Here is a 17,187-nt window from a genome sequence, read left to right as displayed (position 1 = left end):
TGGGCAATGAGCGGCGAGAAGCTGCGTTTGGCAGAGGTCGACGGTGTACCGGTGTATTGGTTGCCCGGTCCCGGCACTCTCCAAGCCAGTCTGTGGTTCAGGGCCGGGATGGTGGACGAGCAGCTCCCAGCACACGGTTGGCTGCACCTGCTGGAGCATCTGGCTCTGCATGGGCGGCATTCGATCCGGACGCCGGTCAACGGTCATGTCAGCTTGCTGCACACCTCGTTCGACGTTGAGGGTGAGCCTGATGAGGTGGTCGCGCACCTGCGCGACCTGTGCCGTTGGTTGAGTGAGCCGGTCTTCTCCGATCTCGACCACGAGCGCCGCGTTCTGCGGGCCGAGAGCTCCCGGCGCGGCGGCAACCCGGTCGGCAGCCATCTGCTCTGGCGGTACGGCGCGCGCGGAGCGGGGCTCGCCGAGTACGACGAGTTCGGCCTCTACACCGCCGAGCCGGAGGGGCTGCGTGAGCTCGCAGCGCGTGCGTATGCCCAGGGCAACGCCGTACTCGCCCTGTCGGGGCCACCGCCCGCCGGGCTCGAACTGCCGCTGCGCCCGGGCCCTCGGATGATTCCCGCTCGCTCGGTCCAGTGCGACCAACCGCTGCCCGGCGGCTTCGCAGGCCGGCCCGCTGCGATCGCCCTGTCCGGGACGGCTGCCCGGTCGACAGCGGCCGGTGCGATGCTGCGAGCCTTCGAACGAGGCCTGCAGGGCGGACTTCGGCACGACTCCGGAGTCGGCTACAGCGCCTGGTCGTCGTACGAGCTGGTCGATGCCGACCGGGCGATGCTGACGGTCGGGATGGATGTGATCCCGGAGGCACTGCGGTCCGCGGTCAGCGAATCCATCGCCGTACTGCGGAGGCTGCGCGACCGCGGGCCCGATCCGGTCGAACTGCGAGACGACCTCGCTGCCCAGATCCGCCAGTTCGGCACCCGGCCCGCTCATCAGTGGCTCCCCATCCTGGCCGCTCGAGATGCGCTGCTCGGGACACCAGTGACGAACAGTGTTGAGGAATTGGCAGCCGAGACGGATGCGGTGACCGTGGCGCAGGTGCGCGGAGTCGCAGTGTCGGTGTGGCGCGATCTGCTCGTGTCGGTCGATCCGGACGGTGGCGGCGATCCGCAACTGACCTGGCTGGGAAGTCCACCGGATGTGGTCAAGCCGTTGGACGGACGCCGGTTCCGGCCGATCCACCCGGAGTCGAAGGGCGCGCTGACGGTTGGCACCACCGGCGTGCACCGGGAGGCGGCCGACGGGCGGGTGTCCGCTGCGTACAACGACATTGCGGGCATGGTCAGGTACCCGGACGGTGGCCGGCAGCTGATCCGGCACGACGGCTATCAAGTGCAGGTCGAGCCGACGTTGTGGCATCACGGTTCGCAGGCCGTTGCGCTGCTCGACTCAGCGGTCCCGTCCGCGCTGCACATTCGGCTGCCGGAACGGCCGAAGGACCAGATTCCGCATGTCAAGGTCCGCCGGATCGACAAGGTCCGGTACTGGCTCGACCAACCGGTCGTCTGGGTCCCGTTCGTGGTGCTTCTCATCCTGGCCGTGGTGCTGACCGTCGCACCGGACGAGATCGCGTCCCTGGCCAAACGCGCCATACCGATCGGTCTCGCCATCGGGGCGGTCACCTTCTTCAGACAACTCAGGAGCAAGAAGTGAAGCTCAGACGCCGCCGCGCCTCGTCGGTGCCCGCGATCGACCCCTGCATGGGTGATCCGCTCGCCCGCTCGTTCTGCGACGCGTTGGCCCACCGCGACTGGCCGACCGCTCGCCAGATCCTGCTCGGCACCGAGCACCCGGACGACCGCTGCTTCCTGCTCGACGCCTGCGGATCCGTTGCCGACGTACAGGAGTGGATCGGCCCGATCGCTGCCGCTGACCCGCTGGCGCAACTGGTTCGCGGCTGCCATGCCACCGCATGGGCCTGGGATGCGCGGGGCGCGTACGGCGCGCAGTACACCCGGGCCGAGCAGTTCCAGCTCTTCTTCGAACGGCTCCGCCTTGCTGAGAGCTGCCTGTACGACGTGGTCGCGGCGAACCCGGATGAGGTCGCGGCCTGGGCCTTCCTGGTGCGGACCGCCCGCGGGCTGGAACTAGGCCTCGAAGATGGTGAGTTCCGGTTTCAGCAGGCGACCTCCCGGCACGCCACCAACCTCAAGGCACACGCGGAGTGGCTGCAGACCTGCTGCCAGAAGTGGAGCGGCAGCCACGCCCGGATGTTCCAGGTGGCCCGGTCCGCGGCCGGAGCGGCACCGGACGGCAACATGCTGCACGCGCTGATCCCGCTGGCCCATCTGGAGGTGATGATCGACCGCGAGGACGATGGCGCCTGGTTCTACATGAATCAACCCGAGGTTCGAGCGGAGCTCAGAATGGCCGCGGAGCGATCCGTTCTGCACCCGGCCGCCGAGCTGCGGCCCGGCTGGCCGCTGTACTTCAACACCTTTGCGATGGCCTTCGTCAATGCCGGCGACAAGCCCGCCGCCGCAGCCGTGTTCTCTCGGCTCGGAGATCAGGTCACCACCCATCCGTGGCAGTACGCCGGGGGCGACTCGACCAAGAATTTCCGCAAGGCTCGATCGACCGTCAGCTGACCAGCCTGCGCTGGCCCGGTCTGTCCGGTAGCGTCCCGCGCGGGGGATTCATTCAACTGCTTACTGGTGGGGGATTTGTGAACATCGATTTCGGGGCTGACCCGACGTTTTCGTGGTACGTCGTGCTGCTGTGCATCAGCGGGGTGGCGATGGTGGGTATGGCGCTGGTGAAGAACTCCGGGCAGTCGGACGGGGCGCGGATCCTCGGCGGCGTCGTGGGTGCGGCCTTCCTTGGGTACGGCGTTTTCCTGGGCTTCATGTCCGAGGGGGACAGCTACTGGATGTTCTTCCAGGCGTTCTTCCTGCCGGTGATCCTGGTAGTCAACTTCGTGCGTGGCGCGCTGGCGCGACGGTCGCAGGTCAAGCAGGACTGATGGGGTTGCGGGTGCTGCGGCACGCCGACTACCGGCGGGTGGAGTGGAAGAACGGGCGAGGGCTCACGTACGAGATGGCGCGGTCCGAGGTCGCGCAGTCCGACGTGGCGCGTCCCGAGGTGGCGGGATCCGAGGGTGCCGCCTTCGATGGTGCCGACTTCGACTGGCGGCTCAGCTTCGCTGCCGTCGAGCGGCCCGGACCGTTCTCCACGTTCCCCGGGGTTGATCGGATCATCACGCTGGCATCCGGCGCGCAGCTCACGCTGGAGATGGCGGACGGTGAGGTGCAGGTGCTGCGGCGCTTCGAGCCGTTCGCGTTTCCTGGTGAGGCCGAGGTCCGGGGTGTGCCGTCGGGGCCGACGATGAACCTCAATGTGATGACGCGGCGGGGTCGTGCTGCGGCGACGGTGGTCTGTCATCGGATCGCCGACCGGGCGCTGGTCGACCTTCGTGGTGCCGCCTTTCTGGTGGTGATGGACGGCATCGTGATGGTGAACGATGTCGTGCTCGCCCCGCGGGATGCGGTAGGCGAGTTGCCTGACCGGTTGACGGTCACTGGCAATGGAGTGGTGGCTGTCGTCAGCATCTCCTGAGGGCAGATGTGGTGGGTTCTCCGGGCAAGCTTCGCTGTGTGCTGGGCGATCGGAGTTAGCTTGGTTCCATGGTTCAACTCGTCACCGAAGGACCCGAGTACGACGCCTCTGTCGCGATCTGGAACGGGGCTGTCGACCATCGCCCGCAGGTGGTCGCGCTCTGTACGTCGACCGCCGACGTGCAGGAAGCCATCATCGTGGCGCGCGACCGGGGGCTGCCGTTGTCGGTTCGCGGTGGTGGTCATGACTGGGCCGGGCGGGCGCTTCGGGATGGCGGGCTGATCGTCGATCTGACCCGGATGCGTCAGGTCTCGATCGACGATGGGGTCGCGACCGTCGGCGGTGGTGCGACTGCTGCGGATGCCGCCGAGGCCGCGGATCGGCTGGGGCTTGCCGTGGCGACTGGGACGGTCGGCACGGTTGGGTTGCTGGGACTGACGCTTGGCGGCGGGTATGGGCCGCTCAGCGGGCGATTCGGGCTCGCGGCTGACAACCTGCTGGGTGCGGAAGTCGTGCTCGCCGACGGGAGCGCCGTACAGGCTGGTCCTGAACTGCTGTGGGCGTTGCGCGGTGGTGGCGGCAACTTTGGCGTGGTCACCTCTGCTCAGGTTGCCGTGCATCCGTTGGCCGAGGTGCTCGTCGGGTCCTTCGCGTTCCCGTATGACGAGGCTGAGCAGGTGTTCCGCGGGTACGGCGAACTTCTCGACTGTGGGCCGGATGAGCTCACATCGGTGATCGCGATTGTCGTCGGTCCCGACGGCAATCCGCTGGTCTCGGTGGCGCCGACGTGGTCGGGAGACCTTGCCGAGGGCAAGGATGTCCTCGACGGGTTTGCCGCACTGGGTACGCCGCTGAGTGCGGACGTGACGGTGAAGTCCCCGCTGGCGAAGTTGCGTGAGTTCGACGGTGCGTTCCCGGATGGGGTCCATTACGCGCTCCGCACTCGCAATGTCGCCGGCTTCACCCCCGAGGTGGTGTCGGCGCTGCTCGAGGCGTACGAGGCTCGCACGTCGCCCGGCACCTTCATCAACATCCATCATTTCCACGGCGCGGCCACCCGGGTGCCGATCAAGAGGTCGGCGTTCGGTCAGCGGGACTTCCACTTCATGGTCGAGTTCATCGAGGTCGGCGGCGACGGCAAGTGGTCGCGGGCGGCGAGCACCACGCTGGCGCCGTACTCGCTGCCTGGTGGTTACCCCAACCTCCTCGGTCCCGACGACAAGGAGCAGGCCGCGGCGGCGTACGGGCCGAACGCCAGCCGGCTGCTCCGGATCAAGCGCCGTCTCGACCCGCGGGGTGTGTTCAGCGCGACCCCGCTGCCGGCCGGTGTATCAGGCGATCTGGATGCCGACTCCGACTATTGAGCCGACCGTCGCCGGCGGCTTTGTCATGCATTCTTGAATTCACCAAACAAACGCTCTACGTCAACAATTCATGACATTGGGCTATTGCTCAATGCGCAGTGTGCGTGCTTGCATTCCGCCAGTAATCGGTCACTAATTTCCTGAGGGGGGAATCCGATGCCACGACTGTCTTTGCCCGCCCGCTTCGCAGCAAGTCTGTTGATGCTGGCGGGATTTCTCACCGTTGTTTCACCCGCGGAGGCCGCGGTCCCGGACCGGAAGGGCTGGGCACTCTGGAACCAGACCGCCGGCGCCGTGGTGCCGAGCGGCACCTGGCCGGCCGGTAGTTCCGTCGTCCCGATCTCACCCGGCCGCTACCAGGTCAAGCTGGTCGGCCAGGGCGCACCGCAAGGCGTCGTCCACGTGACAGCGATCAACAACTCGCCGCACTGGTGCCAGGCCGAGAACTGGGGCCAGTCCGGCCCCGACGAGATCATCAACATCCGCTGCTACCGGGCCGGTGGCGCACTCGATGTCTCGAGCTTCAGCGTCTTCTTCGTCCGCGCCTCCGGCGGTCCCGCACCCGGCCCATACGGGTACGTCGACTCGGCTCCGGGTGGCGGGATCATCAGCCAGTACAACTCGGTCGGTGCCGGCAACACGTCGACCAACCTCGGCGTCGGCCAGTACCAGGTCAGGTTCCCGGGCCTGGTGGCCGGCGGAACCCTCGACGGCAGCCTGCAGGCGACCGCGGTCAACCCGCAGCAAGGCGCCCGCTGCAAGATCCGCAACTGGGTCTCGACCGGCAGCGGTCAAGACGTCAACGTCCTCTGCTTCAACGCCGCCGGCGCTTTGCTGAACACGAGGTTCACCCTCACCTACCAGTACAAGGTCTCCCTGTACGGCGCCGCCATCCCACCCAAGTACTACGGCTACTTCCTCAACCAACCACCCGCCGGCCCGCCGTCCACCAACCTCAACTCGGTCCTCGGCCTAGGCGCCAACACCATCCTCCCCGCGGGCACTGGCCTCTCCCTGGTCACCTTCCCGCGCATCGCCTTCACCCAAAACACGGTCCAAGTCACCGCCTACGGCTCCAACTCCAACTTCTGCGGCCTCAACACCTTCTGGACCAACAGCACCTCAGGCCCAGACCTCATAGTCCGAGACGTCAACTGCTTCACCAACGCCGGCGCCCCCATCAACACCGGCTTCACCGTCAGCGCCAACTCCATCCTCTGAGAACACCGGGGCCCACACCGCGCATGTGTGGGCCCCGGGCTGCTCGTCAGAGGTCTTCCAGCGAGATCGAGGCGTGCGACTCCGGTGGGCATTCCGGACAATCGGGCTGGACGACTTTGTGATCGCGGAACCACAGGTAGGTGTCCCGGGCATGGCTCTCGGGGAGTGCGGCCAGCCGCAGTTGTTCGATCCTGGAGATGTCCACAGGGAGGGCCGCGATGCTGCTGCGGAGCGCGATCAGGTGGCAGTCGATCAGGGCATCGTCTGACATTCGCTGGAGCACTCGGTACTCCCAAACGCCATCGCGTCGTGCGCTGAAGAAGTTCTCGTCCGGATGGCGAGGCAACAGGACATGGGTGGCGTCCGCCTTGAGATGGGCGATGCTCGACTTGTACGACTTCGAGGTCAAGCCGCGGTCGAACGCCTCGGTCATGAGTCTGGCGAGCGTCGCTGTGGAGACAATCCGCACTGAAGAGATGCCGTACGGTCGGCGCCAGCCACCGCGTCGGAGCGAGAGTGAGGTTGACGGTTCGGTGCGGACAGGCCACTCGCCGTAAGTGTCGAGGTAGGCATAGTCGTAGCCGAGGTCCTCGAACTGCTCGATCAGCCAGGCTTTCTGGGCTGTCGAGGCGGTGGTCCACAGGTAGTAGAAGTCGAAGGTGCCGGGGCCCGGCCAGCCAGGAGGTCCACTGCGCGCACCAATTCGGCCACCGCCGAGGAGACTTGGCAGATTGTGAACGACGTCGGCCAGCAGGTGGATGCGCTCCGCGTCCGGTTCCTCGGAGCGTAGGCCTGCGGCGGCTTCGGCCCGGATCTCGATCACCGCCTGGTAGATCAACCCGGCGGCGACCCGCTGCTCCTCACGACGTAACTCGCGCCCGCGCATCGAGCCAGTGTGTCACTTGGTGCCGGTCCACACGATGCGGTTGGCGAAGGTGCCTCGGTCGGCAGCCTTTTGGTGGCGGAGGTTATCGAGATCGGGCTGGGTGAGGTTGAGGTCGGCGGCGAGGGCGTAGACGACTTCGAGGATGTCGGCGAGTTCTTCGGGGGCGTCTTCGTCGGTGGCGGCGAGGAACTCGGTGACTTCTTCGGTGAGTTTGGTGCGGAGGCGGTTGCGGTACTCGGCGGGGTCGGCGGTGTAGTAGGTGGGGGTTTCGCCGTGGGCGCGGATGAGCTCGGGGATGCGGTCGCGGACGAGCTTGCTGGTGTTGGTCACCGGGCAAGCATGCCGGGCGTCACGGACAGTCTGGGCGGACCGCCAACACTCACCAACCTCGGTGGTGGTTGGGTCGCCACGCTCAGGTGGTGGTCGGAAAGCACGGTTGGAGGGGGTTAGTGAGTGGGGGCGGTCCGGGGTCAGCCCAGGCCGGCGGCTTTGAGGAGGAGGTCTCGGACGGCGGTGGCTGGGATTGGGCCTTCGCCGACCAAATCGGGGTCGGTGCTGAGGAAGACGGGGCCGTCTTCGGGGTTCGCGGGGAGGCGGCCGTGGGAGCCTCGGACTATGGAGGGGTCCAGGGGGACTACCTGCATGGTGTAGCGGAAGCCGAGTTTCTTGCGGAGGAGGTAGGAGGCGGCTCGGGGTTTGACCAGGGGGTCGGTGGGGTCGAAGAAGAGTTCGGCGGGGTCGTAGCCGGGTTTGCGGTGGATTTCTACCGCTCTCGCGAAGTCGGGGGCGTTGGCGTCGTCGAGCCAGTAGTAGTAGGTGAACCAGGAGTCGGGTTCGGCGACGGCGACCAGTTCGCCGGACCGTTCGTGGTCCAGGCCGTGGCGTTTCTTGCCTTCGGCATCCAGTACGTCGGCCACCCCAGGCAGCCCGGTGAGCAGTTTCGCGACGTGGTCGACGTCGGCCGGGTCGCGCACGTACACGTGGGCGATCTGGTGATCGGCAACCGCGAAGGCACGTGACGCCCACGGGTCGAGGTACTCCATCCCGTCCTGCGTGTGCACCTCCAGCAACCCTTCGCGACGAAGCAGGCGGTTCACGTCGACCGGCCGACTGACATCGGTGATCCCGTACTCCGAAACCACGACGACCGTCGCATCACGCGCAACCGCATCATCGAGCAACGGCGCCAGTACGGCGTCCAGTTCGATCGCGGCCCGCGTTGCCTCGACCGACGAAGCGCCGTACCGCTGCAGGTCGTAATCCAGATGTGGCACATAAGTCAGCAACAGATCCGGCGAATCCGACGCGAGGATGTCTCGGGCCGCATCAACGATCCACTGACTGGATTTGATGCTCGCGGTCGGTCCCCAGTAGTTGAACAACGGGAAGTCGCCCAGCTTGTCCACCAATCGATCGTGCAAAGGTACCGGCCGGGTGTAGCAGTCCGGCGCCTTCCGCCCGTCGGCGTAGTAGATCGGCCGCGGTGTCACCAGCAGGTCGGTCTCCGCACCCATCGCGTACCACCAGCAGACGTTCGCGACCTTGTACGACGGATTGCTCCGGCGGGCGATGTCCCAAACCTTCTCGCCCTGGATGAGCCGGTTGTGCTGCCGCCACAGGAACACCTCGCCGAGATCCCGGAAGTACCAACCGTTCCCGACAATTCCATGCGAGGACGGCAATGAGCCCGTCAGGAACGTCGCCTGCGCCGAACACGTCACCGCCGGCAGTACCGTCTCCAGATTCCTTGTCAACGGCAACGACCGCAGCCGCGGCATCTTCCGCAGCAACCGCGGAGTCAGTCCGACCACGTTGATGACAACCACCTGCCGCGTCACAAGGCCTCCAAACCAAGTCCGGTGATGCGCGAACGCAACCAATCCAGCTCACCGGCGATCCCCTCGGCAAGCTCGGCCGTATCGCGCGGCGATGACGGCAGCACCGACCAGGTGTATGTCTCCGACTCCAGGTGCAGCGTCCGCGGATGCGCCCCACCCACCAACTGAGCGAGCGACTCCTCCAGCACGTCGGTCGTGCTGCTCAAAGGCGGTCGCGGCGCCGCATGCACCGGCACGTGGAAATGCACCCGCCAAGCATCAGAACCTTCCAGCTGATCAAGCGCATCCAGGTTGTCGATCCCACCACCACCCCGCTCCCGCGTCTGATGCAGGAACTTCGGTTCGGCGAACTCCGCCAGCAACCGCCGCGCCTCCGCATCACCCGGATCCGCCACATGCAGAGCCGCCGACACCTGACTCTTCACCACCGGCACGCCAGCCCGATCCAGCGATGCGAACGCCGACTCCGGTTCCTCGAACTGCACCGCGAGATGACACGTGTCGAGACACAACCCGATCCGCCCGCCCGCGCCGTACGGGCTGAGCCACTCGGCACCCTGCGGCACCAGCTCGATCACGCATCCGGGCTCAGGTTCGAACGCGACCCGGATCCGCCGCCCGGTCGACTCCTCGGTGTGCGCCAGGTGCATCTCGAGCCGACTCACCGCCGCCCGCGCCAGCGTGTCCTGCTCGACCGACCACGGCGACCGCCACGCCAGCGGCAGCGTCGAGATCGAGCCGTACGCCGCATCCTCGGGCAGCAACTGCGCCAGTACGTCGACCAGGTTGCGCGTGTAGTGGAGTCGTTCGGGCTGCGTCCAGTCCGGCAGATACACCTTCTTCCCGACGACCTCGTCGTGGAACCCGGCGTACGGGAAGCCGTTCAGCGTCACGACCTCCAGACCGTTGCGCAGCAACGCATGCCGCAGCCGATGCAGCGCGTCGGAAGAGTTCGCAAGCTGCTCGGCGAGCTCATGCGCGAGCCAGAGCCCAACCCCGAGAACCGGTACGTCGAGCTCCTTCCGCACCAGCGCCGAACAGCCGTCGAGCTGGGCGATCACGCCGGCGAGATCCTCGGCCGGGTGGACGTTCGTGCAGTACGCGAGGTGGACGAGTGAGCCGTCGGGATGCCGGAATCTCATGCGCGGGCTCCCCGCAGGATCGAGTTGCCCGCATACGTCTCGGCTGGTTCCGCCGAGCTCAGGTCGAGTCGGCCGGACTGGCCGTAGAAGGCGATCGGGTTCCGCCAGAGCACCTGGTCGACGTCGTCCTCGGTGAAACCAGCGGCGAGCATCGCCTGACCGGTCGCGTACGTGCGCAACGGATCGGAGCGACCCCAGTCGGCGGCCGAGTTCACCAGCATCCGCGCGGTGCCGAACCGCTGCAGGATCGCGACCATCCGGTCCGGGTCCATCTTGGTGTCCGGGTAGATCGAGAAGCCCATCCAGCACCCCGAGTTCGCGACCTCTTCGACCGTGACCTCGTTCAGGTGGTCGACGACGACGTACGACGCCTCGATCCCCGACTCGCGGACCACGTCGAGCGTCCGCGTCGTACCGGCCGCCTTGTCGCGGTGCGGGGTGTGCACGAGCGCGGGCAGGCCGAACCGGACGGCGAGCTCGAGTTGGTGGGCGAACACCTCGTCCTCGGCCGGTGTCATCGAGTCGTACCCGACCTCGCCGACCGCGACCACACCGTCCTTGGCCAGGTACCGCGGCAGCACCTCGAGGATTTCGCGGCAGCGCGGATCGTTCGCCTCTTTCGGGTTCAGCGCGATCGTGCAGTGGTGCTTGATCCCGTACTGCGAGGCGCGGAACGGTTCCCAGCCGATCAGCCCGTCGAAGTAGTCGACGAACGACGCGGCGCTGGTCCGCGGCTGACCGAGCCAGAAGGCCGGCTCGACCACCGCCTGGACGCCGTGCGCGGCCATCGCCGCGTAGTCGTCGGTGGTCCGGGACGTCATGTGGATATGCGGGTCGAAGATGCGCATCGGTCGAGTCACCCTTCGGTACGGTCGGTGAGGTACGGCGTGAGATCGGCGGGTACGGCGCGCCCGGCGGCCCTCCTCTCGGCGGCGAAGTCGCTCATCATCCGGAGCAGTTCGGCGTCCACCCGGTCCGGCAGGCCGTCGACCTCGGCCAGCGGGATTCCGGCGAACACGCATTTCAGCACCGCGTGCCGGAAACTTGCCATCGGCAACTTCTCGGTGGTGTACGGCGATCCGAGGGCGGCGGCGATGAGCCTTGGGTCGTTGGTGCGGAGAGCGTCATCGATGAGGTCGACACCCTGTGCGCTCATGGTGGCGGCGACCTCGTCCAGGGCGAGTGCCTTGAGGACAGCGCGTTTCTCGGCCGCGTCGCCGTACCGATAGATCTCGGTGATCTCCTCGGCGCTCGCGGTGCAGAGGAGGGCGGCGCGAGCGGCCTCGTCGGTGGTCCAGCCGTTGCCGAGCAGTTCGCGACCGACGATCCGGCCGACGGCCGGGAACACCTCGGCCAGCGGCTTGTCGCGGAGCTCGGAGATATCGACGGGGAGGTCGGCGGCCTTCATCGTTGGGCCTCCCGTAAGAAGTTGATCGAGTCGCGGGCGATCGTCGGCGCGGCGTGCGAGTGCCGGGGGAGTTCGACGGCGACGAGACCGGTGTACCCGACCTCGCGCAGCGCGTCGAACACCGGTGGGAAGTCGACCTCGCCGGTCCCGAACTCGAGGTGCTCGTGGATGCCCCGGACCATGTCGTCGATCTGCACATTCACCAGGTACGGCGCTCCGGTGCGGATGCAGTCGGGCGGTGTCTGCGGCTCGTTGCAGACGAGGTGTCCGATGTCGAGCGTCAGTCCGAGAGCGTCGTTGCCCACCTCGGCCTGGAGTTTGAGGAAACCGGCCAGGTCGTCGACCAGCATGCCGGGCTCCGGTTCGAACCCGAGCCGCACGCCGCGGTCGGCGGCGTACCCGGCGAGCTGTTCGCACCCCGCGACGAGTCGCTGCCAGCCGATGGTGGGCTCGACGTCGGACGGCAGAATGCCGGACCAGAACGAGACCGCCTCGGCCCCGAGGTCGGCGGAGATCTGAATCGCTCGCTGCAGAAGGTCGATCCGCCGTTCGGCGCCGTCGGTGTGCAGGAGCGTCGGTGCGTGCTTGCGGAACGGATCCAGCACGTACCGAGCCCCGGTCTCGATCACCACACTCAGCCGATGCCGCTCCAGCAACCGCCCAACCTCAGCAGTCCGCTCCCGCAACCACGGTTCGAACGGGTCGAGGTGGTTGTGATCCAGCGTCAACGCAACCCCGTCGTACCCAAGGTCTGCAATCACCCCCAACGCATCCGGCAACCGATGGTTGGCAAACCCGTTCGTCCCATAACCAAGCCTCATGTCGACGACACCTTCTTCGCCAACGCCTTCACCACCGGGAACGCCAACGCCAACCCAGCCCCCACCCAAGGCGCCCCCGCCCGAGCCACCCAAGCCGCCTGCAACGGCACCAACCCATGAATCCCAGCCCCCACCGCCCGGCGCACATGAGCCGCATCCGGCTCCCGAGCCGCCGCCAACTGAGCCGGCACCACCCCCCGCGCAAACCACCCCGCCAGCGCAGCCGCAACACCCCACCCGACACCGGACTGGCGTGGTGACGAGACGATCGCACCCCGCCCGGGGGTGGCGTGAGGTGGTGGAGAGACGAGGGCAGCCGCGATAACCCGCCCGAGCGCGGTGAGGGGGCGGGTGCCCCTCCCCTCCGTACCCCGTTGTGGGGTGGAGACGGCGAGGGCGAGGGCGGCAGTCGTGGCGAGGCTGGCTCGGGCGGGCGTCGGCGTACCGCCGTGGACTTCGCCTCGGGAGAGGGTGGTGACGGCGAGGATGTGGGTGCCTACGGCGAGGGCGGGGGCCAGGGCGCGACGGCGCTTGGGACCGGCACCTACCAGTACGTCGAGGGCTCGGGCCGAGGCCATCACCGCGGGACCGGCCAGCGTGTTTTTCGCGTACACGTCGTACGCCCACGCGGTGGCGGCCAACGCAGTTGAGGTGGCGAGGGTGGACTTGCCGCCGCTGAGGGCGGACAGTGCGAGTCCGCCCGCGGTGAGCCCGGCCGCGAGGTTGAAAGCGGTCTGCGCAGGCACCCGCCCCGACGGGATCGGCCGCTCAGGGCGCTCGACGGCATCGAGTTCTCGGTCGGCCCAGTCGTTCAGCGCCATCCCGGCCCAGTAGATGCAGATCGACGAAGCCGACAACCCAACAGCCCGCCCAACCCGCAGATCACCAGCCGCCGCAGCCCCCGCCAACACATCCCCAGGCACAGTCAACCCGGCCGGCGCCCGCACCAACTCCACCAACGCCCTCAACATGCGCACCCCCGCCGTACGCCGAGCGCCCCGCCCACCACATGAACCCCGCGCCGTCCGCAACCCGGTACCGCCCCACCCGCCGCTGAACCCTCCGTGCCCCCGCGAGTGAAGCCACCGTGCACCCGCGACCGAAGCCACCGTGCTCCCGCGAGTGAAGCCAGTGTGCGAGTGGGGGTTGTGTGCGGTCGAGTGAAAGGAGTGTGCTGCTGGAAATCGATATCTGGCGGCACGGTCCTCACAGTCGGGTGGGCGCAGAGTGGCGCCACTCGCGGCGCCGGAACTACGCCGGCTCGGCGTGGTGCGTCGCGCTGGGTGATGGGCGACCGAAGCCACCGTGCCCCCGCGACTGAACCCACCGTGCGAGTGTGAGTTCCCTGCCATCGAGTGGATGGAGTGTGTCGCCGGGAATCGATATCCGGCAGCAGGCTTGTCACATTCGCGTTGTTGCACGGTGGCGCCACTGGGCGGGTCATGACTGGACCCAGCGCACGAGGGCGTCGTACTGGGTGGTGAGGGAGTGTTCCGTTGAGTCGACCGGGTCCTTGAAGTAGAAGCCTAGGAAGGGCATCGGGCCGACGTGACCGCGCTCCAGAGCCAGAGCCGACAGCCGGGCCAGGTCCAGGACTAGGGGAGCGGCCAGAGCGGAGTCGCAGCCTTGCCAGGTGAACTGCAAGGTCATGCGGACACCGAGGAAACCAGAGAACAGGATGTGGTCCCAGGCGGTCTTCCAGTCGCCCAACGGGTCCACGTAGTCGATGTGCACCTGGCCGACAACGTCCGGCCCGAGCATGTCGGCGAGACCGCGTTCCTTCGACACGTTCTTCGACTCGGCGGCAAGCGGATCGGCCAGCGTGGCTCCGTCACCACCGCCGAGCAGGTTGGTTCCGGACCACGCGTGGACCGGCAGAGCACGAGCGGTGAACATCGGCGCGAGCACACTCTTCACCAGCGTCTCGCCGGTCTTCGCGTCCTGCCCACCGAACGGCAGTCCACGCTCAACAGCCCAGTCCCGGATCACCTGCGGCCGGATCGACGTCGACGGCGTGAAGTCGACGAACGACGCCCCCGCATCGAACGCGGCCAGCGCCGCCACACAACTCCCCGGCAGCGGGTTCCCGTCCTGAAGCGCCGACCGCAACGCCGCCAGGTCGTCGTACAAGACGTCGTACGGCGGCTCCGTCGACGCCACGTTGATCGCGACGACCTGGTCGAGGTCGTGGCGCGAACGAAACGCCCGGATATCCGACGCCATCAGCGAGATCTGCTCAGCTTGGTTGGCGGCGGACGGGAGGACCACCAGGTTCCTCTCGGCCGCGGCCAGTTCCGCCGCGATCAGCCCGTCGAGCCCGGGCGGGAGCACCCCACCGGCGACGAGGCGCTCGACTTGTTTGGCGAGCGGGGTGTCGGTGACGTCGTGACCACCGAAGACCAGGCTCTCGATCGGCACCAGCCCGGCACCGCTGAAGGCAGGCCCGGCCGTCACCACCCCAGCCGGAGGCGCGCCGTGGGCGAGCGCAGCCGCGCCGGCCACGGTCGTCGTCGCGACCGACCCCCGGGCTCCGAACAACCAGACACCAACGCGTGGACGCATGGAAGCTCCTCACGCCACGAATGGTGATGGACGGCGGACTATCCGTGGCAGCGAGACTCTAAGGTCCGGGAATGCTTCCTGGGAAGGCGTTGTCCTGACTTTGTTGGGTCAACCGCCGAATTAAAGCGTCGCGGCCGCACCGGCGCGGTCGGCCGACGGCGGTACGCCGAACATCCGCCGGTACTCGCGGCTGAACTGGGACAGCGACTGGTACCCGACCTCGTGCCCGATCCGGGCGATCTCGGTGCGCGTCGAGAGCAGCGCGAGCCGGGCGCGCTGGAGCCGCAGCGCCTTCTGGTACTGCAGCGGGCTCAGCTGGGTGACCGCCCGGAAATGCCGGTTGAGCGTGGAGACGCCGGCTCCGACCCCGGCTGCCAGTTCGTCGATCCGGAGCGGCTGGTCGACGTTCTGCTGGATCCAACGCACGGCGGCCGCGACGAGCGTCGTACCGGACTCGGTGTCGCCGAGCTGCCGGACCAGCGACTGTTGTGAACCGGTCAACAGCCACCAGTGAATCTCCCGGATGATGCCCGGCGCGAGCACCTGATAGTCCGCCGGGCGACGATGCAGTCTCAGTAGCCGCGTGATCGCATCGAGCAAGTGGTCATCAGCTGTCGAAACCGCCAGACCCGGTACGCCGCGAGTCGGCACCCTGCGGTATTCGGCCGGCCCCTCGAGCAGCAGCTCGGCGATCAGCGCGGCCCGCAGCGGCATCCCGAACCCGACGAACGGCGTCTCGTCGGACGCCTCGGTGATCCGCCCGATCATCGGCAGATCGACCGTCACGATCAGGAATTCACCAGCGTGGTACTCGTAAATCTGCTCGCCGACAGTCGACTGCTTGGCGCCCTGCAGAACGAACGCGACCGTCGGGTTGGTGGTCGACCCCATCGATTCGGTCGTTCGCGAGTTCTGCACCAGCGTCATCCCGTCGACCTCGATCCGCCGGTTGGGAGCACCGGTCATTGCCAGCACCAGATCCCGCAGCGAAGTCAGAGCGTCCATGAGATCAGTAAACCTCGCCTTGCTCGATCCTGACCGCGGCAGAGCCGATCAGGCAAGAAGCCGGGCGGATCCGGCTACGGAACTCGCGGCACCGGGCGAAGACTCGAAGACATGACCACACTCGATTCCTATCGCACCGTTCCCGGCTCGGGACTGCGGATCAGCCCGGCGACTCTGGGCACCATGACGTTCGGCGAGGACCACGGCTGGGGTGCCTCGGTCGCGGACTCGGAACGGATGCTCGACGAGTACGTCGACGCCGGCGGCAACTCGATCGACACCGCGAACATCTACACCAACGGCCACTCCGAGGTCATCATCGGCGACTGGCTAAGCAAGGACCCGAGCCGCCGCGACCGCCTCGTCCTCGGCTCGAAGTTCTTCGTCAACCTGCACCCCGGCGACCCGAACGGCGGCGGTGCCGGACGGAAGGCGATCCTGCACCAGGTCGAGGACTCGCTGCGCCGACTCCGCACCGACTACCTCGACCTCTACTGGCTGCACAACTTCGACCCGGCCACCCCACGCGAGGAGACCCTGCGCGCGCTCGACGACCTGGTGACCGCCGGCAAGATCCGGTACGTCGGGTTTTCCGACGTACCGGCGTGGGCCACGACCGAGGCGATCGTGCTGGCCCGCGTGCACGGCTGGGCGCCGGTGATTGCGATCCAGGCCGAGTATTCGCTGCTCGAGCGGACGCCCGAGGGTGAGTTGCTGCCGATGGCGCGGTCGCTGGGAGCCGGTGTGTTCCCGTGGTCGCCGCTCAAGGGCGGTTGGCTGTCCGGCAAGTTCCGGACCGGCGCGGCCGAGCCCGAGGACACGGTTCGGAGCCGGGACCGCCGTCCGCCCGCGTCGGCGTACCCGGTGCTGGACGCGCTGCACGCAACGGCGGAGGAGTTGGGGAAGACGCCGGCCGAGGTGGCGCTCGCCTGGGTGCGCGGGACGCCCGGGGTGACCTCGACGATCCTCGGCGCGCGGCATCCCGAACAGCTTCGCGCGAATCTGCGGTCGCTGAGCGTGGACCTGCCCGCCGAGCTCCGCGCCCAGCTCGACGAGGTCTCAACGCCGCAACTGAACTTCCCGGCGGAGAACAATGCTGAACTGGCACCGATGCTGCAATTCGCCGGTGCGACTGTCGACGGTGTCGCGCATTCCCTTTATCCGTCATTGGCCGCGGCCCAACGGTACTGATTCTCATTCGAGGGTTTGAAAAGGGCCCGAAATCATGGGGATTTCCCCCATGCCGCCGGCTGGAATTCGGTGTTCTACTGAGGCTCGCGGTGGGCCCGCCGTTTCAGTAGTTGCCGCCCGACGAAGAGGGGAAACCGTCATGGAGAAGATCGAGACCAAGCCGGAACCGCGCAAGATCA

Annotated in this window: 17 protein-coding genes; 7 read left to right on the top strand and 10 right to left on the bottom strand. The window is 67.5% G+C overall.

All coding sequences use genetic code 11. From position 1 onward, the window contains the following. The first annotated feature begins 6 nt into the window (after positions 1-6). The 6 genes from ACFTSF_RS19340 (at position 7) to ACFTSF_RS19315 (ending at position 6,155) form a co-directional block, all read left to right on the top strand. Complete coding sequence (locus ACFTSF_RS19340; RefSeq protein ID WP_380155039.1) at positions 7-1,668, top strand: hypothetical protein; 1,662 nt, start codon at positions 7-9, stop codon at positions 1,666-1,668. Continuing rightward, positions 1,665-2,603 (top strand): hypothetical protein, encoded by a 939-nt coding sequence (locus tag ACFTSF_RS19335; protein WP_380155038.1) that lies wholly within the window; start codon positions 1,665-1,667, stop codon positions 2,601-2,603. The genes ACFTSF_RS19340 and ACFTSF_RS19335 overlap by 4 nt, the downstream gene beginning before the upstream one ends. A gap of 77 nt (positions 2,604-2,680) precedes the next feature. Then, entirely contained in the window at positions 2,681-2,977 is a 297-nt protein-coding gene (locus ACFTSF_RS19330) for a hypothetical protein (RefSeq protein WP_344152509.1), read from the top strand. Then, complete coding sequence (locus ACFTSF_RS19325; RefSeq protein ID WP_380155037.1) at positions 2,977-3,570, top strand: HutD family protein; 594 nt, start codon at positions 2,977-2,979, stop codon at positions 3,568-3,570. Before ACFTSF_RS19330 ends, ACFTSF_RS19325 begins: the two co-directional genes overlap by 1 nt. A gap of 68 nt (positions 3,571-3,638) precedes the next feature. Further along, entirely contained in the window at positions 3,639-4,934 is a 1,296-nt protein-coding gene (locus tag ACFTSF_RS19320) for an FAD-binding oxidoreductase (RefSeq protein ID WP_380155036.1), read from the top strand. A gap of 156 nt (positions 4,935-5,090) precedes the next feature. Next, positions 5,091-6,155 carry a hypothetical protein gene (locus ACFTSF_RS19315; RefSeq protein ID WP_380155035.1) on the top strand — a complete coding sequence of 355 codons (1,065 nt, stop codon included), beginning with the start codon at positions 5,091-5,093 and terminating at the stop codon, positions 6,153-6,155. A 46-nt stretch (positions 6,156-6,201) separates the two neighbouring features. On the opposite strand, the gene ACFTSF_RS19310 is transcribed toward ACFTSF_RS19315, so the two are convergent. The 10 genes from ACFTSF_RS19310 to ACFTSF_RS19265 all read right to left on the bottom strand — a co-directional run bounded on the left by ACFTSF_RS19310 (position 6,202) and on the right by ACFTSF_RS19265 (position 15,817). Continuing rightward, the gene (locus ACFTSF_RS19310; protein WP_380155034.1) at positions 6,202-7,041 is read right to left on the bottom strand and encodes a hypothetical protein; all 840 of its coding nucleotides are present in this window, start codon (positions 7,039-7,041) and stop codon (positions 6,202-6,204) included. Positions 7,042-7,053: 12 nt separating this feature from the next. Continuing rightward, a complete protein-coding gene (locus ACFTSF_RS19305; RefSeq protein ID WP_380155033.1) occupies positions 7,054-7,371 on the bottom strand; it encodes a hypothetical protein in 318 nt (105 codons plus the stop codon). A gap of 140 nt (positions 7,372-7,511) precedes the next feature. After that, entirely contained in the window at positions 7,512-8,879 is a 1,368-nt protein-coding gene (locus ACFTSF_RS19300; RefSeq protein ID WP_380155032.1) for an alkaline phosphatase family protein, read from the bottom strand. Next, a complete protein-coding gene (eboE, locus tag ACFTSF_RS19295) occupies positions 8,876-10,021 on the bottom strand; it encodes a metabolite traffic protein EboE (RefSeq protein WP_380155031.1) in 1,146 nt (381 codons plus the stop codon). Before eboE ends, ACFTSF_RS19300 begins: the two co-directional genes overlap by 4 nt. Continuing rightward, positions 10,018-10,869: a TatD family hydrolase gene (locus ACFTSF_RS19290; protein WP_380155030.1), complete on the bottom strand. Its 852-nt coding sequence runs from the start codon at positions 10,867-10,869 to the stop codon at positions 10,018-10,020. Before ACFTSF_RS19290 ends, eboE begins: the two co-directional genes overlap by 4 nt. 8 nt (positions 10,870-10,877) lie before the next feature. Next, positions 10,878-11,429 (bottom strand): EboA domain-containing protein, encoded by a 552-nt coding sequence (locus tag ACFTSF_RS19285; RefSeq protein WP_380155029.1) that lies wholly within the window; start codon positions 11,427-11,429, stop codon positions 10,878-10,880. Next, positions 11,426-12,250, bottom strand: coding sequence for a sugar phosphate isomerase/epimerase family protein (locus ACFTSF_RS19280; RefSeq protein WP_380155028.1), 825 nt, complete (start codon positions 12,248-12,250; stop codon positions 11,426-11,428). The genes ACFTSF_RS19285 and ACFTSF_RS19280 overlap by 4 nt, the downstream gene beginning before the upstream one ends. After that, positions 12,247-13,221 carry an SCO3242 family prenyltransferase gene (locus ACFTSF_RS19275; RefSeq protein ID WP_380155027.1) on the bottom strand — a complete coding sequence of 325 codons (975 nt, stop codon included), beginning with the start codon at positions 13,219-13,221 and terminating at the stop codon, positions 12,247-12,249. The genes ACFTSF_RS19280 and ACFTSF_RS19275 overlap by 4 nt, the downstream gene beginning before the upstream one ends. 469 nt (positions 13,222-13,690) lie before the next feature. Further along, on the bottom strand, positions 13,691-14,812 hold the full coding sequence (locus ACFTSF_RS19270) for an inositol-3-phosphate synthase (protein ID WP_380155026.1): 1,122 nt from the start codon (positions 14,810-14,812) through the stop codon (positions 13,691-13,693). 120 nt (positions 14,813-14,932) lie between these two features. Continuing rightward, positions 14,933-15,817, bottom strand: a complete 885-nt coding sequence (locus ACFTSF_RS19265) for an AraC family transcriptional regulator N-terminal domain-containing protein (protein WP_380155025.1) — start codon at positions 15,815-15,817, stop codon at positions 14,933-14,935. Positions 15,818-15,928: 111 nt separating this feature from the next. On the opposite strand from ACFTSF_RS19265, the gene ACFTSF_RS19260 reads away from it, so the two are divergent. Then, positions 15,929-17,008, top strand: a complete 1,080-nt coding sequence (locus tag ACFTSF_RS19260) for an aldo/keto reductase (protein ID WP_380155024.1) — start codon at positions 15,929-15,931, stop codon at positions 17,006-17,008. Positions 17,009-17,187 lie beyond the last annotated feature (179 nt).

This window comes from Kribbella sp. NPDC056951, assembly GCF_042674205.1.
GTDB classification, from domain to species: Bacteria; Actinomycetota; Actinomycetes; order Propionibacteriales; family Kribbellaceae; genus Kribbella; species Kribbella yunnanensis.
The sequence above is the reverse complement of the archived record's forward strand: the minus strand, read 5'-3'. Positions and strand labels throughout refer to the sequence as shown.

What these genes read in the sequence shown, in the direction of transcription:
- ACFTSF_RS19340 (WP_380155039.1), top strand. Translation starts at nt 7, where the DNA reads ATGAGCGGCGAGAAGCTGCGTTTGGCAGAGGTCGACGGTGTACCGGTG.
- ACFTSF_RS19325 (WP_380155037.1), top strand. Translation starts at nt 2,977, where the DNA reads ATGGGGTTGCGGGTGCTGCGGCACGCCGACTACCGGCGGGTGGAGTGG.
- ACFTSF_RS19320 (WP_380155036.1), top strand. Translation starts at nt 3,639, where the DNA reads ATGGTTCAACTCGTCACCGAAGGACCCGAGTACGACGCCTCTGTCGCG.
- ACFTSF_RS19315 (WP_380155035.1), top strand. Translation starts at nt 5,091, where the DNA reads ATGCCACGACTGTCTTTGCCCGCCCGCTTCGCAGCAAGTCTGTTGATG.
- ACFTSF_RS19310 (WP_380155034.1), bottom strand. Translation starts at nt 7,041, where the DNA reads ATGCGCGGGCGCGAGTTACGTCGTGAGGAGCAGCGGGTCGCCGCCGGG.
- eboE (WP_380155031.1), bottom strand. Translation starts at nt 10,021, where the DNA reads ATGAGATTCCGGCATCCCGACGGCTCACTCGTCCACCTCGCGTACTGC.
- ACFTSF_RS19290 (WP_380155030.1), bottom strand. Translation starts at nt 10,869, where the DNA reads ATGCGCATCTTCGACCCGCATATCCACATGACGTCCCGGACCACCGAC.
- ACFTSF_RS19285 (WP_380155029.1), bottom strand. Translation starts at nt 11,429, where the DNA reads ATGAAGGCCGCCGACCTCCCCGTCGATATCTCCGAGCTCCGCGACAAG.
- ACFTSF_RS19280 (WP_380155028.1), bottom strand. Translation starts at nt 12,250, where the DNA reads ATGAGGCTTGGTTATGGGACGAACGGGTTTGCCAACCATCGGTTGCCG.
- ACFTSF_RS19275 (WP_380155027.1), bottom strand. Translation starts at nt 13,221, where the DNA reads ATGTTGAGGGCGTTGGTGGAGTTGGTGCGGGCGCCGGCCGGGTTGACT.
- ACFTSF_RS19270 (WP_380155026.1), bottom strand. Translation starts at nt 14,812, where the DNA reads ATGCGTCCACGCGTTGGTGTCTGGTTGTTCGGAGCCCGGGGGTCGGTC.
- ACFTSF_RS19265 (WP_380155025.1), bottom strand. Translation starts at nt 15,817, where the DNA reads ATGGACGCTCTGACTTCGCTGCGGGATCTGGTGCTGGCAATGACCGGT.
- ACFTSF_RS19260 (WP_380155024.1), top strand. Translation starts at nt 15,929, where the DNA reads ATGACCACACTCGATTCCTATCGCACCGTTCCCGGCTCGGGACTGCGG.